The organism is Ruegeria sp. CDSC085 (genome assembly GCF_059610465.1).
Genome location: NZ_JBXWNR010000006.1, coordinates 14,872 through 38,045, shown reverse-complemented (window position 1 = coordinate 38,045; position 23,174 = coordinate 14,872). Strand labels below are relative to the sequence as shown.

General features: G+C 58.2%; 17 protein-coding genes. 8 read left to right on the top strand and 9 right to left on the bottom strand.

The genetic code is table 11. The features are described 5' to 3' along the window. Positions 1 to 6: 6 nt before the first annotated feature. Both AC2FJB_RS10865 and AC2FJB_RS10860 read left to right on the top strand, forming a co-directional pair. Positions 7 to 786: an IclR family transcriptional regulator gene (locus AC2FJB_RS10865; protein WP_496718461.1), complete on the top strand. Its 780-nt coding sequence runs from the start codon at positions 7 to 9 to the stop codon at positions 784 to 786. 60 nt (positions 787 to 846) lie between these two features. After that, positions 847 to 1,263 carry a hypothetical protein gene (locus AC2FJB_RS10860; RefSeq protein ID WP_496718462.1) on the top strand — a complete coding sequence of 139 codons (417 nt, stop codon included), beginning with the start codon at positions 847 to 849 and terminating at the stop codon, positions 1,261 to 1,263. Here AC2FJB_RS10860 and AC2FJB_RS10855 read toward each other — a convergent pair. The 6 genes from AC2FJB_RS10855 to AC2FJB_RS10830 form a co-directional block, all read right to left on the bottom strand. Beyond that, on the bottom strand, positions 1,225 to 2,961 hold the full coding sequence (locus AC2FJB_RS10855) for a Mur ligase family protein (RefSeq protein WP_496718464.1): 1,737 nt from the start codon (positions 2,959 to 2,961) through the stop codon (positions 1,225 to 1,227). The two genes, AC2FJB_RS10860 and AC2FJB_RS10855, sit on opposite strands and share 39 nt — an antisense overlap. A gap of 14 nt (positions 2,962 to 2,975) precedes the next feature. After that, complete coding sequence (cphA, locus tag AC2FJB_RS10850) at positions 2,976 to 5,777, bottom strand: cyanophycin synthetase (protein ID WP_496718465.1); 2,802 nt, start codon at positions 5,775 to 5,777, stop codon at positions 2,976 to 2,978. Positions 5,778 to 5,831: 54 nt separating this feature from the next. Then, on the bottom strand, positions 5,832 to 6,686 hold the full coding sequence (locus AC2FJB_RS10845; protein ID WP_117873661.1) for a cyanophycinase: 855 nt from the start codon (positions 6,684 to 6,686) through the stop codon (positions 5,832 to 5,834). A 65-nt stretch (positions 6,687 to 6,751) separates the two neighbouring features. Beyond that, entirely contained in the window at positions 6,752 to 6,973 is a 222-nt protein-coding gene (locus AC2FJB_RS10840) for a hypothetical protein (RefSeq protein WP_496718466.1), read from the bottom strand. 341 nt (positions 6,974 to 7,314) lie between these two features. Further along, entirely contained in the window at positions 7,315 to 8,811 is a 1,497-nt protein-coding gene (gene amaB / locus AC2FJB_RS10835; RefSeq protein ID WP_496718495.1) for an L-piperidine-6-carboxylate dehydrogenase, read from the bottom strand. A gap of 18 nt (positions 8,812 to 8,829) precedes the next feature. Beyond that, positions 8,830 to 9,936 carry a saccharopine dehydrogenase family protein gene (locus AC2FJB_RS10830; protein WP_496718467.1) on the bottom strand — a complete coding sequence of 369 codons (1,107 nt, stop codon included), beginning with the start codon at positions 9,934 to 9,936 and terminating at the stop codon, positions 8,830 to 8,832. A gap of 593 nt (positions 9,937 to 10,529) precedes the next feature. Here AC2FJB_RS10830 and AC2FJB_RS10825 point away from each other — a divergent pair. The 3 genes from AC2FJB_RS10825 (at position 10,530) to AC2FJB_RS10815 (ending at position 16,941) form a co-directional block, all read left to right on the top strand. Next, entirely contained in the window at positions 10,530 to 13,004 is a 2,475-nt protein-coding gene (locus AC2FJB_RS10825) for a CoA transferase (RefSeq protein WP_496718468.1), read from the top strand. Positions 13,005 to 13,245: 241 nt separating this feature from the next. Beyond that, positions 13,246 to 14,496, top strand: coding sequence for an aminotransferase class V-fold PLP-dependent enzyme (locus tag AC2FJB_RS10820; protein ID WP_496718469.1), 1,251 nt, complete (start codon positions 13,246 to 13,248; stop codon positions 14,494 to 14,496). 27 nt (positions 14,497 to 14,523) lie between these two features. After that, positions 14,524 to 16,941, top strand: coding sequence for a GcvT family protein (locus AC2FJB_RS10815; protein ID WP_496718470.1), 2,418 nt, complete (start codon positions 14,524 to 14,526; stop codon positions 16,939 to 16,941). Between the two features lie 62 nt (positions 16,942 to 17,003). On the opposite strand, the gene AC2FJB_RS10810 is transcribed toward AC2FJB_RS10815, so the two are convergent. Together AC2FJB_RS10810 and AC2FJB_RS10805 are read right to left on the bottom strand one after the other, a co-directional pair. After that, a complete protein-coding gene (locus tag AC2FJB_RS10810) occupies positions 17,004 to 17,621 on the bottom strand; it encodes a UbiX family flavin prenyltransferase (protein WP_496718471.1) in 618 nt (205 codons plus the stop codon). Further along, positions 17,618 to 19,126 carry a UbiD family decarboxylase gene (locus tag AC2FJB_RS10805; protein ID WP_496718497.1) on the bottom strand — a complete coding sequence of 503 codons (1,509 nt, stop codon included), beginning with the start codon at positions 19,124 to 19,126 and terminating at the stop codon, positions 17,618 to 17,620. The genes AC2FJB_RS10810 and AC2FJB_RS10805 overlap by 4 nt, the downstream gene beginning before the upstream one ends. Before the next feature lie 137 nt (positions 19,127 to 19,263). Between AC2FJB_RS10805 and ubiT the strand changes: the two genes are divergently transcribed. From ubiT to ubiV, 3 genes are read left to right on the top strand one after another with little or no spacing between them, the layout of a single operon-like run. Next, the gene (gene ubiT, locus AC2FJB_RS10800; protein WP_496718472.1) at positions 19,264 to 19,806 is read left to right on the top strand and encodes a ubiquinone anaerobic biosynthesis accessory factor UbiT; all 543 of its coding nucleotides are present in this window, start codon (positions 19,264 to 19,266) and stop codon (positions 19,804 to 19,806) included. Further along, positions 19,806 to 20,783, top strand: a complete 978-nt coding sequence (ubiU, locus tag AC2FJB_RS10795) for a ubiquinone anaerobic biosynthesis protein UbiU (RefSeq protein WP_496718498.1) — start codon at positions 19,806 to 19,808, stop codon at positions 20,781 to 20,783. Before ubiT ends, ubiU begins: the two co-directional genes overlap by 1 nt. 4 nt (positions 20,784 to 20,787) lie before the next feature. Continuing rightward, complete coding sequence (ubiV, locus tag AC2FJB_RS10790; RefSeq protein WP_496718473.1) at positions 20,788 to 21,705, top strand: ubiquinone anaerobic biosynthesis protein UbiV; 918 nt, start codon at positions 20,788 to 20,790, stop codon at positions 21,703 to 21,705. A gap of 48 nt (positions 21,706 to 21,753) precedes the next feature. Here ubiV and AC2FJB_RS10785 read toward each other — a convergent pair whose 3' ends face one another. Then, the gene (locus AC2FJB_RS10785; protein WP_496718474.1) at positions 21,754 to 23,022 is read right to left on the bottom strand and encodes an MFS transporter; all 1,269 of its coding nucleotides are present in this window, start codon (positions 23,020 to 23,022) and stop codon (positions 21,754 to 21,756) included. Positions 23,023 to 23,174 lie beyond the last annotated feature (152 nt).

The window sequence follows — 23,174 nt, the reverse complement described above, 5'->3', positions numbered from 1 at the left end:
GAAGGAATGGCCCAGACGGATACAAAAGACCGAGAACCTCAGATACCCACCAACCTGCGCCTGTTGCTGATCCTTGAAGAGGTGGCACGGCGCGGGGTGGCGGTCAAACCCTCGGACCTGATCGACGCATTGGGATTGGCCAAGCCCACAATCCATCGTTTGCTGCAAACGGCAGAAGCAGAGGGGTTTCTGCAACGTGATCTTGACGGACGGTCTTATGGTCCGGGCAGACGATTGCGGCTGTTGTCCGTGAATACCATGTCCGCCGAACATCTGCGGACCGCGCGTCTTGCCATCCTGCGCGGTGTGGCGGACGAAGTGGGCGAAACATGCAATCTGGCCATCCCGGATCGAGAAGGCATGATCTACCTCGACCGTGTGGAAACCAAATGGCCGCTACGGATTCAATTGCCAATCGGAACCCAGGTGCCGTTCCACTGCACGGCCAGTGGCAAGATGTACCTTTCCACCTTGCGCCCCAAAACTCTGAACGGGTTCTTGTCGGCGGGAAAACTGAAACAGCAGACCACCCGTTCGTTGACAGAGCCGGAGTCTTTGTTGAGCGAAATCAAGATGACGGCCGAGCGGGGATTCTCCACCGACGACGAAGAATTCATGGCAGGTATGGTGGCAATCGCGGTGCCAGTACAGGACGCGCAGGGCAGGCTTGTCGCCACGCTTTCAGTTCATGCCCCAACGCAACGGCATGATGTTGGCAGTCTGATGTCATTTCTCGACACCTTGCGCAGGGGTTCAGAACACCTGTCGCGTCTGTTGGGCGAGTAACTGCGCAGTGGGAAAACCTGCAATCGAATAATGTCAGGATTGAGAAGTTGAACCTGCACGGTGAAGGCTATTCAGCAGCTTTTTTTCTGCAGAGATAAGCACCTCACGACATTGTCCACCCAAACCGGATCGTATCTGTTGAGGGTAAAGGTAGGACGACACCACCCATGCTTTACCGGCCTGATCGATCTGTTCCGCAATGTCTCGGATGATTGTGAAGAGATCACCATTGGCGCCAAGGGTTTGACAACGTCGGCGAGTGAATTGGCTCAGCCTCCGCCGGCGAACTCGAACGATGGATTAAGTCCACACAATCTGAGAAAATCAATGACCGGGCTGACAGTCCCTCATGGCGGTGATTTCCTGGCCGCCGCAAGCCGATTGTCAGCTTGGTTTGCTTTTCAATCGATCACCGGGATACTCCAACGGGCGTTGCACCTACGCGCCCAGCATCTCAAGTACAGCGTCGCGTTCTGATAGGACAAGCAACAAGGCAAGATCCCCGGGCTCGAGTTGATCCAGAATATTGGCGGCCGCCTGAGAAGGGGATCGGGCCCTTTGGATCTGATCAGCCCTGTATCCGTTCTGCAAAGCCGTCCCTTCGATCAGGTCCGGGATTTCGCCCAAGGCCCGGCCTCTCAGATAACCTTCCAGTTCAGCGGCAACGATCACGTCGGGTTGGAACTTCAAAGCCGTCGCGGTGACGTCCCGAATGTCCTGATCCGATCTGTCACCTGCATGGCTGAGCATGATAAAGCGACGTTTTGCCGGAAGGCCTGACAGCGCATCGCACACGGCGGAAATCGAGTGCGGGTTATGTGCGAAGTCTACAAAAACACGCGCGTCATTATGATTGAACTCGTTGCAGCGCCCCGGATTGTCCTGTGCATCAGGTTTGAAACCCGCCAGCCCATCCCGCACCGCCTGAAAGGGTAGATCCAGCGCCAGAGCAAGGCACATGGCTGCCAATGCGTTCAGAATATTGTATTTCGCCACCCCGCCTATTGTCAGGGGCACACCTGACACGGCAATCACGTTCCTTTCGGAACTGCCATCAAAATAGATGATGTTGCCTTGGTGCAAATAGGCGCAGCGCCGGCCCGCTTCTCGGGCTTGACGTATCAGATCGTTCTGCATGTCCAGCGAAAACCACCAGATATTCGCCAACGTGTTTTTTGCCTCGGCCCGAACATACGCGTCGTCAGCGTTCAGGGCCAGCACACCGCCTTCGACCAGCGTTCGGTGAACGGCAAACTTCGCCTGCGCCAGTTCCGGCACGGTATTGACGCCGTATTGGCCCAAATGGTCATTCGCGACGTTGGTGACAGCCGCCGCCGTGGCCGCACGCGTCGGCAGGCCGCGGCGCAGTATCCCCCCACGGGCCACTTCGAGGCATGCGATCTCAAGCCGCTTGTCGCGCAGCAACATCCGGCCGCCCCCGGGGCCCGAGTAATCACCTCGGTCCAGAATATCGTCGCCCACGCGCACAAACTCGGTCGAGGTCAACCCAGCGACTTTGCCCGAGGCGCGCGCGATCGCTTCAAGCAATCGGGTCGTCGTGGTCTTGCCATTGGTTCCGGTGATGAACGCAACGGGAATGTTGTGAAGGCTGGACCAGTCCACGTCACCGGGGGCGGGCAGCGCATCGACCGGCCAGACCTGACTGCCTGTGCCGTGGCCGATTGAAATCTCATCATCGTCACACAGAATGTCCACGCCATGCGCCTCGGCCGCTGTGATCAGCTCGATCAGGCGGGGATTGGCTTCTTTGGCCATGACAGCTTTGACATCCGCCACCATTTGATCAAAGTCACCGGAAGTTGCGCCCAACAATTCGGCGGCACAGAAGTGCCATGCCGTCTGCGCCGCGAAGATCGCAGAATACAGCTGATCCATCGGTGCGGATATCACCAGATTGATGCCGCCGGTAAAGGTGCGATATGCCAGGTCCTGATCCTGCCATCCCAGCGCGTCCAGCACGCGCCGGGCATTTTTCTCCCACAGCGCAGAGACCCGAGATGGGTCAATCTCGGTGAAAAATACATCCATCACTGCCCCGGGTTTATTCCATAGCAGGCCGGGTCCAGTCAGACGCCGGGCGTCATCCACCTGAATATTATCAGCGGTCGCGCTTGCAATGGTCAGCGCGGTTTCAAGCTCTTCAATCCGGTCCATTCCGGCGCCTCCGCTCAGTCGGCGTCTTCGCTGATCTCACGAGCTAAACGCACGCCGCGCTCGTCTCGGATCAGGTTTTGATCGCTTTCGAACATGTCCTCGAACGAATTGTCGGCGGGACTGGTCCTCGGTGCATCCTCGGTATCTGGGGCTTTACTGTCAGAGTTGAAATAGATGATTTGTTTCCAGCAGCGTGTCGTTTCGTCGCCGAAGATCACCAACAGATCCCCCGGCGCTGCTTGCTCCAGCCCGGCATTTACGGCCTCAACCTCATCCGGGATGATTGTAATGGATGCGTCGTCGACCCCGTTGTCGATCAGTGCCTGACGCATCATTTGCGGCACTTCGTCGTGCCCCCGACCCCTGCGGCGGTCATCGGCCTTGCAGATGAAATGGTCAAAATGTCCGGCCAGCGCGGCTGCTCCGTCTACAATATCTTCATTGCGCCGGTCGCCAGGCATGGCAACCACGCACAGTCTGCGACCCTTGATCTCCAATTGATCGGCCAGCGCAGCCATCGCTTTGAGTGCGGCGGGGTTATGGCCGTAATCCAGGATCACCTTGAACGAATGCTCGTCATAGACGTTCATGCGCCCCGGAGCCTGGAAATAACTGGTATCGAAGGTGCGCAACCCGTGCCGGATGTTGTCCAGATCAACCCCAAAACTATACGCCATCGCTGCAGCGAACATGGCGTTTTGAACGTTGAAGATTGCCTTGCCTTCCAACGTGGCAGGGATCAGATGCGACCATAGTACCGGAATATGCAGCCCGTTGTCATAAATCGTCAGCATGTCGCCGCTCATGCCCTTTTCCAGCACGATAGCCTTTCCGCCCGCCTTGATATGTTCCTTGACAAGGCCGTGGCCGGGGTTGGTTGTGACATAGAAGATCTGATCTGACCCGGCATAATCGGCCATTTTCAGACAATTGATGTCATCGGCATTCAGAACCGCTGTATCCGTGGCGCTTTCCACCACCACGCGTTTCACCACAGCCAGTTCCTCGACCGTGTTTATGCCGCCAAGGCCAAGGTGGTCGGCCGAGACGTTCAGGCATGCCGCCACGTTCGAACGCTGGTATCCCAGACCAGACCGCACAAGCCCTCCGCGCGCGGTTTCCATTACGGCGAAGTCAACCATCGGGTCGCGCAAGACGATCTGTGCCGATTTTGGCCCGGTCATGTCACCCTTGACGCTCAGTTTTCCGTCTACATAGACACCGTCAGTAGAGGTCATGCCAACGATCTTGCCGCTGGTCTTCATGATATGCCCGAGCATCCGTGACGTTGTCGTCTTGCCATTTGTGCCGGTGATCGCGGCGATCGGGATGCGGGTTTCCTCATTGGCCGGAAACAGCATGTCGATCACTTTGCCTGCCGCATCGCGTGGCTGTCCTTCGGACGGGGCCACATGCATTCGGAACCCGGGTGCTGCGTTCACTTCGACAATTGCACCACCAATGTCCTTGTAGGAATTGGTGATGTCGTCGATCAGGAAATCGACGCCGCCCACATCCAGCCCAACCGCCATGATGGCACGTTCCGCCATGTCGCGGTTGTCGGGGTGCACCACATCTGTCAGGTCGATTGCAGTGCCGCCCGTCGAAAGGTTCGCGGTCGAGCGCAGATAGAAAACCTCACCGTCTGGCAATACGGTTTCTTCGGTTACGCCCGCGGCTTCCATTAGACGTTTGGCCTGATTGTCGATCTCCAACATGGTCAGCACTTTTTCATGCCCGATGCCCCGGCGCGGGTCTTCGTTCACGATATCGACCAACTCGGCAATCGTGTGTGTGCCGTCACCGACCACATGGCCCGGAACCCGTTTGGCTACTGCAACCAGCTTGTTATTTACCACCAGCATCCTGTGATCGAACCCGGTGACAAAGCTTTCCACCAGAATGGCGCGGCTGCGGGAATGTTCCTTGGCCTCGGCGAAGCCAGCCTCGACCTCTTCATCCGAGTTCAGATTGATCGAAACCCCCCGCCCATGATTGGCGTTCAACGGTTTGACGACCACCGGATGGCCAATACGCCGTGCAGCGTGCACTGCTTCGTGCGCGGAGTGGACCATGCGCTGTTGCGGTACCGGAAGGCCAAGATCGTTCAGCAGGTTGTGGGTATCTTCCTTGTCGCAGGAAATCTCGACCGAGATATGTTTGGTCTCGGATGTAATCGTCGCCTGAATGCGTTTTTGATATTTGCCGTGCCCGAATTGCACCAGCGAGCCAGAGTTGAGCCTGATCCAGGGTATGTCGCGTTCTTGCGCCGCCTTGACCAGCGATCCAGTCGACGGGCCGAATTCCTTGCGCTGCGCGCGCAGAACAAAACTGCGCAGCTCATCGTCCCAGTTGAAGTCCGGGTCGAAATCGCAATCCACCTGTTCTTTCAAAGATTGCGGCAATAGGTGCATCAGTAGTCGCATCGCAAGTTTACCTGCATCCAGACCAACGTCGCGCTGACGGTATTCGTACACCATGTTGTAGTGGCCCGGTTCGCCTGTGCCGCGCGTCCGGCCAAAGGTCACATCGGAGCCGGCTACGTTCTGAACCTCGATGGCACAATGTTCCAGAACGTGACCCAGCCACGTGCCTTCGTCTTCGCGCAGGCGGCGGATGAAACCGCCGGGTTCGCGATAGGAACAGCCATGTTCGGCAAGACCAGGAAGCGCCTCGATCAATGCATCGATAAACTCGGAACCAATTTTTGCCGAGGGCCACTCTTCCAGAACACCAAGATCGATGACGTGGCGAATAACCGGGAAACTTGCCCAGACATTCGGGCCGACAAATACATTGGTCGAGATTATTTTCATGAGGCTCCTCGTTGGTTAACTTTAATTTCCCCCGCTGGCGGCCTCTTAACCGGATTAATCCGGCAACGTGCAGAACGCCATATGCTCATCTGGCGGAAAAGCCTGGCGAGCCGTCAGATCATAACGGCACCCTTCGCCCAGAACGTCAAGCCGAAGTCCCAGCAGGCTCAGCGCTTCGCCCCGCCGGGCGTCCCACATTGATGAATGTGTCAACTGGCTGGCGTCGACCACGGTAACCGAACCGCTGCCGATGACTTCGAAGACGTTGTCGGGTCCGATGAAGGCGGCCGTGTCTTCGTCAATGCCAAGGCCGATCAGAAATGGGTTGAAAGATGAAGCTGTTAGCAGCCGACCCAAACGGTTCCGCTGCGTGAAATGCTGATCGATGATGACAGCATTGGTCAGGCCCATGCCCGGTGCAAGTGTGATATTGCCTTCGGCAGGTGCCGAGTTGCCGCTTCCACCGGCCACCATATGCTCGGACATGATCGAGGCGCCCGCCGAAGTTCCGGCAACCGGTACACCGGCTGCATTACGTCGGCGTATTTTTTGGGCGACCAGAGTTCCTCCAAGAATCGCAGACAGGCGCAACTGGTTTCCACCGGTCATGAAAACTCCGGTCGCCCGGTCAAGCATCTCGGCATACTCGGGGTTGTCACAATCCGCCCTGCGCGAGATAGGCAGGAACTCAACCTTGCCCGCGCCCAGCTCTGAAAAGATGCGGTTATAATCGGGTCCTGTTTCTTCCAGCATCGAGGCTGTCGGGATTACGACGATGTCAGCATCTTCGCCGCCAGAAAGCTCAACGAACTTGCGATGGATCTGCATTTCCTTGACGCGATCTTCGCCGCCTCCGATCGGGATAATGAACCCGCGTGGGGTCTCTGCATCAACGGGTGCAGGGCACATATCTTAACTACCTTCCGGTGCTGAAGCGGGCAATCACCGGGGACCGCTCGGACGCTTAAATCTGTTCATACATGCCGCGTCGGGCTACCTGGCCATCGCGGACATGCCATTCCCCCCGGGGCCATCTCATGCCGTACAGCAAGGTTTTCGTCAAGAACCACCGGATCGGCGCCCATTCCCGCTTTCCGGCGACCTGCGCGATGCGGCTTCAGCGCATGGGCCACGTATGAGGTGAACAGCGCCAGCGCATCGGACAGGACCATCCCCTGATCAATGAGGTCGCGCAAAGCCCCGGACAACCCCTCGCCGAAAGGTGTTGGATTGCCTTCATGAAAAGAGGCGGGCAGTCAGCCGCTACCCCGGCGATAAACGCATGGCAATCAATCAGTCCCGGAATGACCGCTGCTGTGTCGGCATCCGAACCCCTGGCCTGAAACAGGTCTGGTTAGTCAGGTGCCGGATCTATGCTGCCCGGTGGATAACCGCGTAAACGAAGCTGACCTTGCCTGTGCTTTGGTTGCCGCCATAACATGCTTGAATGAATATTGAAAATCACCCGGGACTGGTTGTCCCGGATGATGTATTCGCAAGCTTTGCGAGGTTTTCCCCAACGGCTTTCCAGTGATACTCAGATGTCGAATTTGACGCCCTGAGCCAGTGGGAGTTCGGCAGAGTAATTCACGGTATTTGTCTGGCGACGCATATAAGCTTTCCACGCGTCCGAACCGCTTTCACGCCCGCCGCCGGTTTCTTTCTCTCCGCCGAAAGCGCCACCGATCTCTGCTCCTGAAGGTCCGATATTGACGTTGGCAATGCCGCAATCGGACCCGGCCGCGGTCAGGAACTGCTCGGCCTCGCGCATGTTCAGGGTAAACACGCAGGATGAGAGGCCTTGCGGTACGTCGTTCTGAAGCTCTACCGCGTCTTCGAAATCATCATAGCCTATGACGTAGAGGATCGGCGCAAAGGTTTCGGTTTTTACTGTTGAAGTCTGATCGGGCATTTCGACAATCGCAGGTTCCATGTAGACGCCTGTCGGAACGCCTTCGGTAACGCGGTTGCCGCCGAACACCGAACCGCCTTCTGCTTCGGCTGCTTTCAAAGCTGCGGTCATCGCCGCGCCCGCCGCTTCGTCCACAAGCGGACCAACCAATGTGCCCTCTGTCAGAGGATTGCCAACGGGCAGACCCGAATAGGCTTTTTTCAGACGGCTCACCAGTTCTTCCCGGATAGAGTTGTGCACGATCAGCCGACGCAGCGTGGTGCAGCGCTGACCAGCGGTGCCTACTGCCGAAAAGACAATCGCGCGCACTGCCATCTCCAGATCAGCCGAAGGGCCGACGATCATTGCGTTGTTGCCCCCCAGTTCCAGAATGCACTTGCCAAAGCGCTGTGCGACGATGGGGGCGACAGCGCGGCCCATGCGGGTCGATCCCGTGGCCGAGATCACGGGAACATCTTCGCTGGCCACCAGCCTTTCCCCAAGATCGGCGCCACCGATAAGCGTTTGCAGCAGACCGTCCGGCGCATCGCCAAATCGGGTCAGGGCGCGTTCGAAAACCTTCTGGCAGGCTAGTGCCGTCGCCGGGGTTTTTTCGGACGGTTTCCAGATCACCGGATCACCGCAAACAATTGCCAGAGCGGCGTTCCACGACCAAACCGCGACCGGAAAGTTGAAGGCCGAGATCACGCCGACCGGTCCTGCAGGGTGCCAGGTTTCCATCATCCGGTGGCCAGGACGTTCGGATGCGATAGTCAGACCATAGAGCTGACGCGACAGACCGACGGCAAAGTCGCAGATGTCGATCATCTCTTGCACTTCGCCCAGACCTTCCGAGGTGATCTTGCCTGCTTCCCAACTGACCAAAGCGCCCAGGTCATCCTTGGCCGCGCGCAACTCCTCGCCCAACAGGCGGATCAGTTCACCCCGGCGCGGGGCAGGGACCACGCGCCATTCCTTGAACGCAGCCTTGGCACGGGAAAAGATGGCGTCCATGTCAGAGATCTGCGTCTCATGCACTTCGGCCAGCAGGCTTCCGTCAATCGGTGACGTGACCTTTAGCGTGCCGCCTCTCAGTTGGGCCTCGGTCAGATCAAGATTTGCGAGCGTGGTTTGGGCTGTCATAACGATGTCTTTCATATCTCAGGCCGCCTTGTTCTGTTCGGTGACGTCACCAGCGCGATACAGCTGGCCGAATTCAGTGTTGAGGAAATCGTCCAGCTTGACTTGTTCCTGCCGGACAAAGCCTTTCGAGGGCAGCGCTCCGATCCGCATCAGATCGACCACCCCCAGCACGCCTGCGGCGGTCGTGACCTGAATGGCGCTCCAGACCTGTCCGTTGATGCTGCGGGCAAAGGATTTGTTGATCAGGGACTTTTCGCGCAGCACACCGTCGATCTTGCCCTTTGCGGTACAATATACCAGCACCACATCCTGATCGGTGCGGGGCAGGGCGGCCTCGAATATCTCCTTCAGCAGGTCGCGGCGGCGTTCCAGTCCCAGGTCGTTCAGAAGCAGTTTCAGGATATCGCAATGGCCCGGATAGCGGATCGAGCGATAGGACACAGCGCGCGCCTTGCCTTCCAGCGTTTCCGGCAAAGTGCCCAGACCGCCCGAGGTATTGAAGCATTCGTATTCCACACCGTCATGGCCCAGCACTTCGTAGTTCTCCAGCGGCGCGGTCTTGACCAGCTTGCCATTCACGATGGCATCGCATGGGTTGCAGTATTCGTTGATCAACCCGTCGGTGGACCAGGTCAGGTTGTATTTCAGCGCGTTGGTCGGATAAAGCGGCAATGCCCCCACCCGCATATGCAGGCTGTCAATCTCGTCAAACTCCGACGCCAGCGAAGCCCCGGCGATGCCGACAAAACCTGGTGCCAGACCGCACTGAGGCATAAATGCAGTCGCGCTGTCCTCGGCAAGTTCACGTACTGCGCTTGTGGCCGCGACATCTTCGGTCAGGTCAAAATAATGCGCGCCGGCTGTTTTCGATGCTTTTGCAATCGTAGGGGTCAAGAAAAACGGGGCCGCAGAGATGACTGCATCGAATCCGTTCAGTTGCCGGGCCAGACCGTCCGCGTCTTTGGCGTCAATCTGCTTGGTTCCAACGCCCATTTTTGCGATATCGCCAAGAGCTTTCAGATCATGATCTGCCACTGTCACAGAGTAATTCGGCGACCCTTTCAAAAGGGTTGCGATCATCTGCCCGATCTTTCCAGCGCCGACAACGCACACATTCCAGGACATAAAAATCTCCGCTTCTTCCTATCCTGTGCCAAGCGTGACAAGTAGCCGTGACATTTCATAGGTGTGAATTTGACGAATTGATGTACGAAGATGGCATAAAGACGGAAAAAGCGACACTATGACGAAATTGCAATTGCCGCTGGTGTGTCGCGCCGTAATCATATGTTTTGCGCCGTTTGGTACCTTGGAAGGTCCACTTTCATCGGCCGTTCAGCGAGCCCTCGTTCTGGTTTCTGGCCTCAATCTTCTGGTGGTCTCGTATAGCGACCGATCCACTTCCATCCGGACCTCGGAACGCTTCTCAATATGCGACAAACGAGCAGTTTTGAGCTATGTTTCTCGTTTGCGACATCCCCTGGTCAAATCGGACAACTCCTTGGCTTTGCTCGGCTGCATGGTATGCCCAGTTGTCGCAGAAGGAGGCTTTGACTCTCAGTAGGGACAACTCTATCGCGCGGGATAAGGACAGGTGTTGCATTGATAAACTATGTTCCAAGCTTGGCAATTCAGCCTGCTCCGGGAAGGGCATGGCGAACACCTGCCAACAACCCACGCTGCAAAGTCAATCTATCATTCTGGATGAGTAGCAACGAATGACTGCAAGGCCGCTCGATCATATTCGTGTCCTCGATTTTGGCCAATACCTGGCCGGTCCACTGGTTGGCATGATGCTTGCCGATTTGGGGGCAAAAGTAATCCGCATCGACCCGCCCGGTGGCCCGCGATTGAAAGAACCGGCCACTGATACGCTGTCACGTGGCAAAACCGCTGTGACGATCGACCTCAAATCGGACGCGGGTTTGAAGGTCGCACGCGAATTGGTGGCCCGGGCTGACGTGGTGATCGAGAACTTCCGGCCCGGCGTGATGCAGAGGCTGGGCCTGGGTCCGAAAGCTCTGCGCGACATAAATCCGCGCATCGTGTCATTGTCACTTCCGGGGTTCGCCTCAACCGATCCCGCGCTGGCACATCTTCCCGCGTGGGAAGCCGTGATCGCTGCCCGTACCGGGCAGTTCACGGATATGGGGCTGAACCGGCGCTTGATGGGCATCAACCCATCCTTTTCGCCTTTGACGCTGGCATCGGCCTATGGCGCTTCATTCGGCGCGATGGCCGTGCAGTTTGCTTTGGCTGCACGTGATCGGAACGGAGGCGATCACATCGAGGTGCCTCTGGCTTCGGCGTTGCTTGAAGGGTTGGTCTATAATTGTGAGCAGATTGAAGACTATCCCGAACGCTACAAGTCTCCTCGCGAAGTGGAACTTGACAGGCGCGCAGCCGAAGGCTTGCCAACGGATCTGAGCTTTGCGGAACTGGAAGAGTTCCTGGACCCTTTCTATCGAACTTATACCTGCGCCGACGGGCGCGGGTTCTATGTGGTCGCGGGCAGTGTGAAAACACATCCGCGGCGGGTGTTGGAGACGCTTGGCCTCAAAGACCTTGCCGATCAATTGCCGGACTTCGACGCCTATCTCGATGCTGCAGACTGGCCAGACGAATGGTCGCTGCGCAACTACCCCGTCGGAGCAAGGGATCGCGCGCGTGTGTCCAGCGCGATGAAGAAGGCCTTCCTGACAAGGCCGTCTCATGAGTGGGAAGCGCTTTTCGGGTCTGCCAAGGTGCCCGGAACGGCGCAACGGTTCAGCAAGGAATGGCTGGCCGATCCACATGCTTTGGCCTCAGGTTTGGTGTTGGAGGTAGAGGACCCGCGTCATGGGAACATGAAGCAGATGGGAAATGTTGCTTGGCTTGTGGATGATGGCGCTGCGCTGGTCAAAAAACCGGGCCCGGATCCCGATGACGCACCCGTTTCAACGATACTTGCTGAACCGCCGCGCAGCGGACCGCCAGCCGCAAGTGACCAAGGCTGGCTAGAGGGGTTAAAGGTGTTGGACCTGACCAACGTGATCGCCGGTCCGACGATTGGGTCCACGCTGGCGCGATTTGGCGCAAAGGTGACTTCCGTTCAGCCGGTGGAGCCTTCGGTCGATCCGTGGAATACCGTGGTTTTCGGCCTGCACGCACATCGTGGAAAACAAAGTGTTTTGCTGAACTTGAGCTCGGATGACGGAAAGCAGGCGTTGCGGTGGCTCATCGAATCCTCGGATGTCATCACGATGAACGGCACGGATGAGCAGCGCGATGCCTTGGGGTTGAGCGAGGAAGAGCTGGCGGCGATCAACCCCCGCCTCATACTTGTGCAACTCGATGCCTTTGGCGGTCCTGCGCGCGGACCCAAGTCGGACCATCTGGGGTATGACGACCTGGCGCAGGCGGCGACAGGGGTCATGGTGCGTTTTGGCGGTGGCATGGCGACACCCGAAGAACACGCGCATTTCGGTACGATTGACGTGCTGACCGGTTATTGCGCATGTGTTGCGCTTGGTGCGGCCTTGCTGAGATTGCAGAAAACCGGCAAAGGCGGGATTGCGCGGGCTGCGTTGGCGGCGGCCGGGAACCTCATTCAGGCGCAGTTGATGTATGATTTCGAAGGCCGCGCGCCTTTTGACGAACCTTCCGGGCGCGAGGCAATGGGCTGGGGACCATTCTACCATTGCTATCGCGCGGCTGACGGGTGGATGTTCTTTGCCGCACCCGCCGAACAGCGCGAAGCCCTGCGCCGTGTCTCAGACCTTGCCACCATGGCCGATGTGCCGGAAAAGGAATTGCAGGCCGCTCTTGCGGATCGTTTTGCCAGGCAACCTGTTGAATACTGGCAAAAGGCGTTTTCTGGTTCCGCCAGCACCGTCATGCCTCTGGGATCGCTGCATGACACGCGCGACGCCGTGTTGCAGCCGGAAAATGCCGGGAATATCGACCTGACGCGGGGAACGTTCAGTGTCATTCGGCATGACATGCATCCCATGGGCCGGCGGTGCGATCTGGTTGCCCCAAATGCCGTGCGACCCGAAAGCGCCCGGATCGTCATTCCGGGACCGATGCCGAAATACGGCGCGGATACTCGCAGCATTCTGCGAAGCGTCGGTTATGCAGATGAGGATATCGATGCGATGATCTCTGCTGGATCAGCCGCTGAAAGCTGGTCGGAAAAGTACTTGCCGGAGTAAACGACCAGCCACAGACGGTTCGGAAATCAAGGAGATATGCCATCCGCCGCCGCAGGCACGGAGTCTCGGCACCGGCGACGGGTGGTATCTGTCGTGACAAGCTTTGGTTTGGTGCCCGCGCGACTTGCACAGAATATTCAAACGCTTTGCCACAGTTTTTTTTGCATGTCTTGCGGCAGGAACCGTCCTAGGTTCGTCAAAGCACTGCTTTGCATACACAACGAAACAAGAACCACTGACCATGAGCCAAATATCAGAGAGCCTGCTGAAACAAATCCGCAGCCGCTTTGCCCAGATCGATCATTGCCCCGAACAGGGTGAGCGGATCTTTTTCGAGAATGCCGGAGGCGCACTGACATTGAATTCAGTGTTGGATAGTTCGGTGCGCTATGCCGCCATCCCGGACAACCAAGGGCGCGACAATCCGGGATCTCATGCGCTGGTTGCCACGATCAACGCGGCCAAGGCGGATTTGCGGGATTTCATGAACGCACCCGGCGGGCAGTTCTTTGTGGGTGAAAGCGGTACAGAGCTGCTGTTCCGGCTGATCATGAACGCATGTCTGGGAACAGGTCCGGGCGTTGTGCTGGGATCCACATTGGAACACCCGGCCACGCGTTCGGCCTGTGATCGTTGGGCGCGCATTTCCGGGCAAACCCACGTTTTGCTGCACCATGTTGACGCCACCGGCACCGTCTCGGCCGAAGCCTATGCCGCGGCTGTGACACCGGATACCAAAGTGGCGACGATCCTGCATACCTCTCCGGTGACAGGAATGGGCGTTGATGTCGCTGCCGTTTCTCAGGCCATCCGAACCGTGGCTCCGGACTGTTTCATCATCGTCGATGGCATCCAGCACGCAGCGCATGGCCGGATCGATCTGACCGCCTATGACGTCGATGGTTATGTGATCTCACCCTACAAGGTATTTTCGCGCCATGGTTACGGTGTCGCCTGGATTTCGGAACGGTTGACCGCGCTGGACCACAACGCCTTGCTGGATGGCCCAGCGGACAACTGGGAAATGGGCACGCGCGACACCGGAGCTTATGCCACTATGTCAGACGTCGTGTCCTATTTCGAATGGCTGGGCAGTCAGGTCAGCGATGCCGAAGATCGGCGCGGCAAGTTTCTGGCGGCGGGTGATGCTATCCATGCGCAGGAAAAGGCGCTGACCGACGCGATGATCCACGGCACCGGCAATCTGAGCGGCCTGGCCGAGATGGAGAAAGTCACCATTCTGGGCGGGGCCGACAATCCCGCGCGAGAAGGTCTGGTATCGCTGCGTGTCGAAGGCGTGGCCTCGTCCGAGGTCGTCAAAAGGCTGAACGAACAAGGTATTCGCACGCATCTGCGCAAGGCGGATCACTATTCCGGCAATATCCTGACGCCGCTTGGCTATGACGCCTGTGTGCGAGTCTCGATGTGTCACTACAACTCGATTGGCGAAGTCGCTAAATTCCTTGCTGTCATGAAAGAAATCGCCGCCTGAGCCGCGCCATATCCAAGGACATAACTCATGAAAACCCATGCAAAAGCTGTTGTCATCGGCGGCGGCCTTGCCGGTACGTCGATCCTGTATCACCTCGCCAAGCTTGGCTGGACGGACTCGATTCTGCTGGAACGCGACGAGTTGACGAGCGGCTCAACCTGGCATGCGGCGGCGAATATTCACGGTCTGCATGACAACAACAATATCACCCGTATCCAGCACTATACGATGAACCTGTATAAGGAGTTGGAGAAGGAAACCGGCCAAAGCTGCGGGGTGTTCCAGCCCGGATCGCTCTATCTGGCCCAGACCGAAGAGCGCGAGCAGCAGTTGCGCCTGCAAGAGGCGAAGGCCCGGTTCTATGGGCTGAATTTCCACGAGGTCAGCCGGGAAGAGGCCAAAGAGCTGCACCCGCTGGCGCAGTTTGATGACATCCGCTGCATCATGTACGAACCCGATGGCGGCAATGTGGACCCGTCGGGTGTTCCACATGCCTATGCCGCCGGGGCCCGTGCGATGGGGGCCACCATCGAGCGGTTCTGCCCGGTGATCGCCACGGAAGAGCAACCCGATGGCAGTTGGATCGTTCGTACGACCAAGGGTGACATTCATACCCAATGGGTGGTCAACGCGGCGGGTCTCTGGGGGCGCGAGGTCGGAGCGCTGGCAGGCTTGACCCTACCACTGCAACCGACTGAACATCAGTATTTCGTGACCGAGAGCATCGACGAAGTGGCCAGCCTGGGCCGCCGTCTGCCGTCTATCGCCGACCGGGACGGCGAGTATTATTTCCGACAAGAGGGCAACGGCTTGCTGATCGGTGCCTATGAAAAAGATATGAAGTTCTGGGCCGAAGACGGCACGCCGCTCGACTTCGCTCATGATCTGTTCCCCGACGATCTGGACCGGATCATGGAAAACGTGATCCGCGCCACCGAACGTGTACCGGTCGCTGCCACAGCCGGGGTGAAACGGGTGATAAACGGCCCGATGATCTGGTCGCCCGATGCCAACATGCTGTGGGGACCGGTGCCCGAGCTGAAGAACTATTTCCTCTGTGGCGGTCTGATCCCTGGCTTCTCGCAATCCGGCGGGCTGGGGCTGCTGGCGGCGCAATGGATGATCGAGGGTGAGCCGCAATATGACATGTTCGCCTGGGATCTCGCCCGCTTTGGCGATTGGGCCGACAAGAAGTTCACCAAGGCCCGAGTCGAAGACGCCTACACCCATCGCTTCAAAATCCACTTCCCGAATGAAGAACGCAGCGCAGGCCGCCCGGCCCGTGTGCGCCCCGCCTACGAGATGCAGAAACAGATGGGCTGTGTCTTTGGTCTCAACTGTGGTTGGGAACACCCACTGTGGTTTGCCGATGAACCCGGCACAGAAGAGACCGCCGGCTTTACCCGTCAGAACTGGTTTGATCCGGTCGGGCGCGAGGTGCAGATGCTGCGGGACAGCGTGGGTGTCATCGATATCTCGAACTTTGCCAACTACGTGATCAAGGGACCGGGCGCTTATGACTGGCTGGATCGTCTGGTGGCCAATCGCGTGCCCACCGATGTGGGCCGCAGTTGCCTGACGCCGCTGATCTCGGTTCGCGGTGGCGTGGCGGGTGACTTTACCATCACCAAGCTTGCGGAAGACGAATACATGATGATTGGCTCCGGTATGGCTGAACGCTATCATCAGCGTTTCTTTCAAATGGTTGAGATGCCCGAGGGTACGACCCTTGAAGTCGCAACAGACCGCGTTGCGGGGTTCAACATCGCCGGCCCGAAATCACGCGAGGCGCTGGCGCGCCTGACCAATACAGACCTTTCCAACGAAGGGTTCCGCTTCATGCGGTCCCGGAAGATCACCGTTGCAGGTGTTGAATGCGTGGCCATCCGGGTCAGTTTTACCGGCGATCTGGGTTGGGAACTGCACTGCGCCGAGTCCGATCAGGTCGCGCTTTACTCTGCGTTGCTCGAAGCCGCCAAAGACTGCGGCGGCGGCCACGTGGGTGGACGAGCGCTTGGGTCGCTTCGCATCGAAAAGGGTTATGGGTCCTGGGGACGGGAGTATTCTCAGGAATACTGGCCGCAAGAAGTCGGGCTGACGGGTCTGATCAAGCTGGACAAGGACTTCCTGCACAAAGCCGCCTATCTGTCCATAAAGGACAATGCACCCCGCGAGGTCCTGTCCGTCTTCGAATTGTACGTCACCGAGGATGCCGACGCCACCGGCAGTGAGCCGATCTTTACACCTGATGGTACGCCTGTCGGCCGCGTCACATCGGGGGCGTACGGTTATTCAGTCGGGAAATCTCTGGCATTGGGTTTCCGCAACCCCGAGGTGGCACAGCCCGGAGATGAAGTGGTGATCCAGGTGATTGGCAAACCACATAAAGCACGGGTGCTGACAGGGGCGCCGTTCGATCCTCAGGGTGGCAGGCTACGCGGCTGAAGCAACCGGCCACGCCCGATCAAGGTCATCCCATGGCCGCAGATCTCATCCGCGATCTGTGGCTATGGAATATGAAATTCGCTTTCGGACCGTTCGACAAGGTCCACCTCATTTTTGGGATGCCACTGTTTCGTCGCCGGGTCGCAAACCTTCAGACAATCAACTGCGCGCGCTGCGATCTGATCTGCGATTTCGGTTATGTTGGCTGGATTCAAATAGAAAGCAGGCACAGGGGGCAGGATGATGGCTCCCATTTCTGCGGCGGCTGTCATATTGCGCAAATGCGCCAGTGTCAGCGGCGCTTCTCGTGTCAGCAGAACCAGTGGGCGTCGTTCTTTGAGCTGAACTCCGGCCGCGCGTGTCAACAGGTTGTCGTCCAAGCCATGCGCGATCGCACCCAGTGATCGCATGGAACAGGGCGCAACGATCATCCCGGATACCGGCACCGAACCGGACGCTATACTGGCCCCAACATTCGCGGACGCGTGATGACGGGTTGCCGACTGCCGCAATTCCTTCAGAGCATCCGGGCCGCATTCCTGCGCAAGCGTCAGACGGGCAGCTGGACTGACGACCAGATCGATTTCGATATCCGCCGATTTCAAGTGTCGTGCCACCGCAAGGCTCAGAACCGCACCGGAAGCGCCTGATACGCCTAAGACTACACGGGTTTTCGTCATGTTCTCAGCTCCGGCATCAATCTGTTTATCAGGTCTTCCGCAAATGCGTGATCAACCTTGTCGGTACGCATGACCGTCCCCCATTCCCGCCGTGTTTCACTGCCTGTTTTTGTCGTGGCGTCGATTCCTATCTTTCCGGCCAAGCCGGGTTCGGGTGAGGCGAAATCCAGATAATCCATAGGCGTCCTGTCCAGGGTCATCACATCACGGCTTGGATCCATGCGCGTGGCAAGCGCCCAAGCGATATCGTCCCAGTTTCGGGGGTCGATATCAGCGTCGACCGCAACGATCATCTTTGTATAACTGAATTGCGGCAGCATTCCCCAAAGCGCCATCATCACACGTCGGGCCTGGCCCGGATATCGCTTGTCGATGGCGACGATGGCGATGCGATAGGAACAGGCGGCAGGCGGCAGCCAGAGGTCGTGGATTTCGGGAATTTGAGCGCGAATGGTCGGCAAGGCAAGGCGATTGAACACTTCGCCAATGATGGCAGGTTCGTCTGGCGGGCGTCCGGTATAGGTTGACAGGTACAAAGGTGCTTCGCGATGGGTCACGGCCGTGACATACATCACCGGAAAAGGCTCGGCGGGATTGTAATACCCGGTATGATCTCCGAACGGCCCTTCGGGCGCTGTCTCGCTTGGCGAAACCCAGCCTTCAAGAACGATCTCGGCATCTGCTGGAACCAGCAGTGGGACGGATTTGGCTGGAACCAACCGTGGCCGGTTCTGGTTCAGGGCCCCGGCAAATGTCAGTTCAGACATCATTTCGGGCAGGGGCAGAGCCGCTGACAACAAGGTCGCGGGGTTTGCGCCCAGAACAATTGCGACCGGCGTCTTTTCGCCGTGCTGCGCCCAACTGCGATGATGAGCGGCCCCGCCGCGATGTGGCAAACAGCGCATGATCAGACGGTTCCGGTCCAGCACCTGAACGCGATAGACGCCGGCATTGTAAGTCTGTGCCGCGTCGGGGTCGCTGCCACGGGGCCGGGTGATGACAACAGGCCAGGTGATCAGAGGCCCCACGTCCTGGGGCCAGTGCGTCTGGATCGGCAGCGAAGAGAGATCAACATCGGCCCCGCGGTGGCAAACCTGCTGAACAACGGCGGTTTTGACCTGCTTCGGTCGCGTGGACAATGCGGCCTTCAGCATCGGCCACCGGGACAGCGCATCCCGCAACCCGTCCGGGGGCGTCGGGGCCCGAAGCGCGGCCAGAAATGCGCCAAAATCGTCCAGCCCTTCGGAAGAAACGCCCAGTCCGGCGGCGACGCGTTCCGAAGTTCCGAACAGGTTGACCACAACCGGTATGTCGCACTGCCCCGAGGGTACACCTGTCGGTGTGTCAAACTGCAACACCGGCCCATTGGCCTCTAACACAGCGCGGTGGACGGCGGTCATTTGATGGCACACGGAAACCGGGTCAGGGATGCGCCTGAACTGTCCTGTTTCCTGACACCATTTCAGAAAATGCCGAAGGCTGGGATATGGCGGCAGAGTTCGAATGGGTTTGCTCCGGCGGTGGTACTCACCCTCTAGCAGCGAAAGAGGCAGGTCGAATTGACAACCGTCAAGTCCCGGGTACCGGGGCGGCTTTAGGAAGGCCGCACCGGTTCACTTTGTTGAGACAGCAGGAGGTCTGTTTGTCCGATCCCCAAAACCAGATACCGCGATGCCCTGCCGCTCTGGCAGCGACCCTGCGGTTTGTTCCGCTTGCACCTTTGTCGCTGTCACTGACGGCGTTTTCCCGAAAGATAACCGGGAAACACCCGGACCTGCTCAACCGGCTCGGTGATTACAGCCGGGTCGCGTTTGTGCTCGATCCAACGGATCTGCCGGTTGTCCTTCTCCTCGAACCGAATGGTGGCACGCCAAGGATAAGGTTGAGTCGGGGGCGCGTGGTTGGGGCTGCGCGAATTTCCGGCCCACTGGCCGCGCTGCTGGGGCTGGTGCACGGCGCGTTTGACGGTGATGCCCTGTTCTTTTCACGCGATCTGGTGATCGAGGGCGACACAGCCGCGGCACTGGCGTTGCGCTACGCAATCGACGACGCAGAGCTGGATCTTGCGCACGAGGCCGCAACCCTTTCCGGCCCGCTTGCACGCCCACTGAAGCAGATCATCGCATTTGCAGAGCGTCGAACCGGTCTTTACCTGACCCGACCCGAGGACGCTGTTTTATGGTAATGGAGATCGTTTGCCCGGCGGGAACGCCCACCGCCCTGCGTGCAGCTGTCAAGGCCGGGGCTCACACTGTTTACTGTGGTTTCAATGATGAAACCAATGCGCGCAACTTTCCGGGTCTCAACTTCGATCGCGCTGAAATGCGGGCTGGAATTGCCTTTGCCCACGATCACGGATCGAAGGTGTTGGTTGCAATCAATACCTTCCCGCAGGCGGGCAGCGAAGAGATCTGGAAACGGGCAGTGGCGGATGCCGAAGCCTGTGATGCGGATGCTGTAATTCTCGCCGATCTGGGTTTGCTGGACTACGCCGCGCGACACCACCCCGGATTACGCAGGCACCTGTCCGTGCAGGCCGCGGCGGCCAATGCTGACGTGATCAATTTCTATGCCGAAACCTTCGGTGTGAAACGGGTGGTCTTGCCACGCGTTTTGTCCGTGCCGGAAATTGCCGCGATCAACTCTGAAACCGACGTCGAAACCGAAGTCTTCGTGTTCGGCGGTCTTTGTGTCATGGCCGAGGGGCGATGCTCGCTGTCCTCTTATGCCACCGGGTTGTCTCCCAATATGAACGGTGTCTGCTCTCCTGCCAGCCATGTGCAGTATCAAGAAGAACAGGGCGCGTTGAACGCGCGCCTTGGCGGTTACCTGATCCACCGCGTCGAACGGGATGAGCCCGCTCCTTATCCGACATTGTGCAAAGGGTGTTTTTCCGCCGGTGAAAAAACCGGGCACCTGTTCGAGGATCCCGTCAGCCTGAACGCAGAACGGCTGATCCCGCAATTGCAAAAAGCAGGTGTGACAGCCTTGAAGATCGAAGGGCGCCAACGGTCCAAATCCTATGTCGCACAGGTCGTTCGGAATTTTCGCGTCGCGGTCGATGCGCTGGAGTCAGGCCAGCCGATGCCGGAAGGAATGCTTGCGCGATTGTCCGAAGGTCAGGCCATGACGACCGGCGCGTACAAGAAGACGTGGAGATAATCCGATGGATCTGACAGTAGGCCCGAACCAGTTCTTCTGGCCCGCCGAAACCTGGGCTGCGTTTTACGATGATCTGGCCCGATCGCCCGTCGACCGCGTCGTGCTCGGAGAACTGGTCTGTTCCAAGCGCTTGCCATTTTATCAGGATCGTATCCCCGAGGCGATTTCCCGATTGGTCGAAGCGGGCAAAGAGGTTGCGCTGACAAGCCTAGCCCTGGTGACTCTGAAACGCGAGCGCAAACTCACGGCTGAGCTTGCAGAAATGGGCGTCATGGTCGAGATCAACGATCTGACCGTGTTGGCACATTTGCCCGGCACCTGCACGTTCACCGTTGGCCCGTTGGTAAATGTCTACAACGAAGGCACTTTGAAATGGTTGGCCGCTCGGGGCGCGCGCCGGGTTTGTTTTCCGCCGGAACTGCCCGTCGCTTCGGTCAAAACGCTTGCGCAAGCTGCCTCGGACTTGGGAGTCGCGATCGAAATATGGGGGCATGGCAGGTTGCCGCTGGCCATTTCCGGGCGCTGTTACCACGCGCGATTGCATGGGCGCAGCAAGGACAATTGCCAGTTTGCCTGCGAAGACGATCCGGATGGGTTGGACGTTCTTACGGGTGACGGCAAGCCGTTCATGGCAATGAACGGTGTGCAGACCCTGTCAGACAGCTATGCCTGTACGGACTATCAGATCGACCTGCTGAAACAGGTTGGCATCTCGGCATTGCGCCTGTCACCGCAATCTGGCGGCTTCCATCAACTGTGCGAACTGTATCGAAAGCGTATCGACGGCGATCTTCCCCAGGGCGAACTGGAGCGCGCCCTGCGTGGTGCTGATCCTGATATTCGGTTGAGCGACGGATTTCTGACGGGGTCCTGTGGTGCAGAATGGTCCGGTGCTTCAAAGGCGGCTTCGATCTCCGTTTGACCGCCACATTGGCACGACGTCCGTCGCGCTTGACGCGAATGAAACAGCCTATGCTTTGAACCCGTGGGATGAGTCCGGGTCTGCCTTGGTTTCTTCTTCCTGAACCCAGGTTTCGGCCTGCAAAACCCCGGGTTGCCCGGTGCCGATAATCCCCACGACCTGCACATCGCCGGTGTCGGTGGGCGCGGCCACCTGAACACGCCGGATCAATGCGAAAAGGGCGACCGCAATACCGATAACCGCCAGAAGAAACTGAAGACCGCGCCCGCCGAACAAAGAGATAGAGTTCGGTCCCAGCATGGTTCCCACCAGCAGGCCGACATTCAGTAGCAGCACCATCGTGCCACTGGCCGGAACGATCTGAGACAGCTTGAGTTGATCATTGGCATGCGCCGTCAGGATCGAATACGCAGGGTACAGCCCGATTGCGATCAGTACAAAACCATAGACGATATGAGACGGTGATGTATCGATGGCCATCCAAAGACTGGACAGGGTCGTTATAACGCCCAGCCCAATGACCACATAGCGTCTGTCCGTGTGATCAGACAGCCAGCCGATCGGGTATTGTACCACCGCACCGGCGATCAACGCCGCCACCAGCGCCCCTGACGCCTGCGCCGTCGTAAAGCCGTTTTGCAACGCATAAAGCGGCAACGAGATGTAGGACGCCGCGACACCGATGCTGACCAGAACGATGCCGATGACTGCGATGGGCGAAACCTTGTAAAGCACGGGAACCGACATGCGTTCCGGTGCGGCATATTCCGGCGCCCTGTTGCCCGACAGAAGAAGCGGCACGATCGAAAGCGAAATCAGGATGGAAACAAGGCCGAACAGCAGGTTTCCGGTGGGGTCGGGGAAACCGACCATGGCCGTTCCGAGGGCTGGGCCGGCAAGCTGAATAATGAAATACAGCGACAGAACCTGAGCACGCATGCTGTTTTCGCTTTTTGCGTTCAGCCAGCTTTCGGTGATGACATAAAGCCCTGGATAGCAAAACCCTCCAAGCAAGCGCATCACGCTCCAGCTGATCGCGTCGCTGGTCAGCAGATGCACAATGGCCGCAATTGAAACCAGCGAGGCGAGGGCCGAAAACGCCCGAATATGCCCGACATTTTCGACCAGCCTTGGGGCAAGCGCCGTCCCCGCAAGCGCGCCCAAGGGATAGCTTGCCTGCATGACGGAAATCGTGAAGTCACTAAAGCCCAGGCTGGCCCCCCGGATCGTCAGCAACGTCGCCAACAGACCGTTGGCAACCATTAGCATGAACATCCCAAGGAACAGCGCCCAGTTTTCATTTAACGCGCGTATCATAGCCAACGGCTACTCATGCGGGGCAGGCCTGTATACAACTCCTACGACATCGAAATGTCGTTTGATGGAACTTCTCCGTTGCAGGCCAATATGTCGGATTCAACCGTCTTGGGACCCATTGCAACTGGGTTTTGGACTAAGCTGATTGGCAT

What these genes read in the sequence shown, in the direction of transcription:
- cphA (WP_496718465.1), bottom strand. Translation starts at nt 5,777, where the DNA reads ATGAAAATAATCTCGACCAATGTATTTGTCGGCCCGAATGTCTGGGCA.
- AC2FJB_RS10810 (WP_496718471.1), bottom strand. Translation starts at nt 17,621, where the DNA reads ATGACGAAAACCCGTGTAGTCTTAGGCGTATCAGGCGCTTCCGGTGCG.
- AC2FJB_RS10830 (WP_496718467.1), bottom strand. Translation starts at nt 9,936, where the DNA reads ATGTCCTGGAATGTGTGCGTTGTCGGCGCTGGAAAGATCGGGCAGATG.
- AC2FJB_RS10815 (WP_496718470.1), top strand. Translation starts at nt 14,524, where the DNA reads ATGAAAACCCATGCAAAAGCTGTTGTCATCGGCGGCGGCCTTGCCGGT.
- AC2FJB_RS10820 (WP_496718469.1), top strand. Translation starts at nt 13,246, where the DNA reads ATGAGCCAAATATCAGAGAGCCTGCTGAAACAAATCCGCAGCCGCTTT.
- AC2FJB_RS10865 (WP_496718461.1), top strand. Translation starts at nt 7, where the DNA reads ATGGCCCAGACGGATACAAAAGACCGAGAACCTCAGATACCCACCAAC.
- AC2FJB_RS10825 (WP_496718468.1), top strand. Translation starts at nt 10,530, where the DNA reads ATGACTGCAAGGCCGCTCGATCATATTCGTGTCCTCGATTTTGGCCAA.
- AC2FJB_RS10785 (WP_496718474.1), bottom strand. Translation starts at nt 23,022, where the DNA reads ATGATACGCGCGTTAAATGAAAACTGGGCGCTGTTCCTTGGGATGTTC.
- AC2FJB_RS10845 (WP_117873661.1), bottom strand. Translation starts at nt 6,686, where the DNA reads ATGTGCCCTGCACCCGTTGATGCAGAGACCCCACGCGGGTTCATTATC.
- amaB (WP_496718495.1), bottom strand. Translation starts at nt 8,811, where the DNA reads ATGACAGCCCAAACCACGCTCGCAAATCTTGATCTGACCGAGGCCCAA.
- ubiV (WP_496718473.1), top strand. Translation starts at nt 20,788, where the DNA reads ATGGATCTGACAGTAGGCCCGAACCAGTTCTTCTGGCCCGCCGAAACC.
- AC2FJB_RS10855 (WP_496718464.1), bottom strand. Translation starts at nt 2,961, where the DNA reads ATGGACCGGATTGAAGAGCTTGAAACCGCGCTGACCATTGCAAGCGCG.
- ubiU (WP_496718498.1), top strand. Translation starts at nt 19,806, where the DNA reads ATGGAGATCGTTTGCCCGGCGGGAACGCCCACCGCCCTGCGTGCAGCT.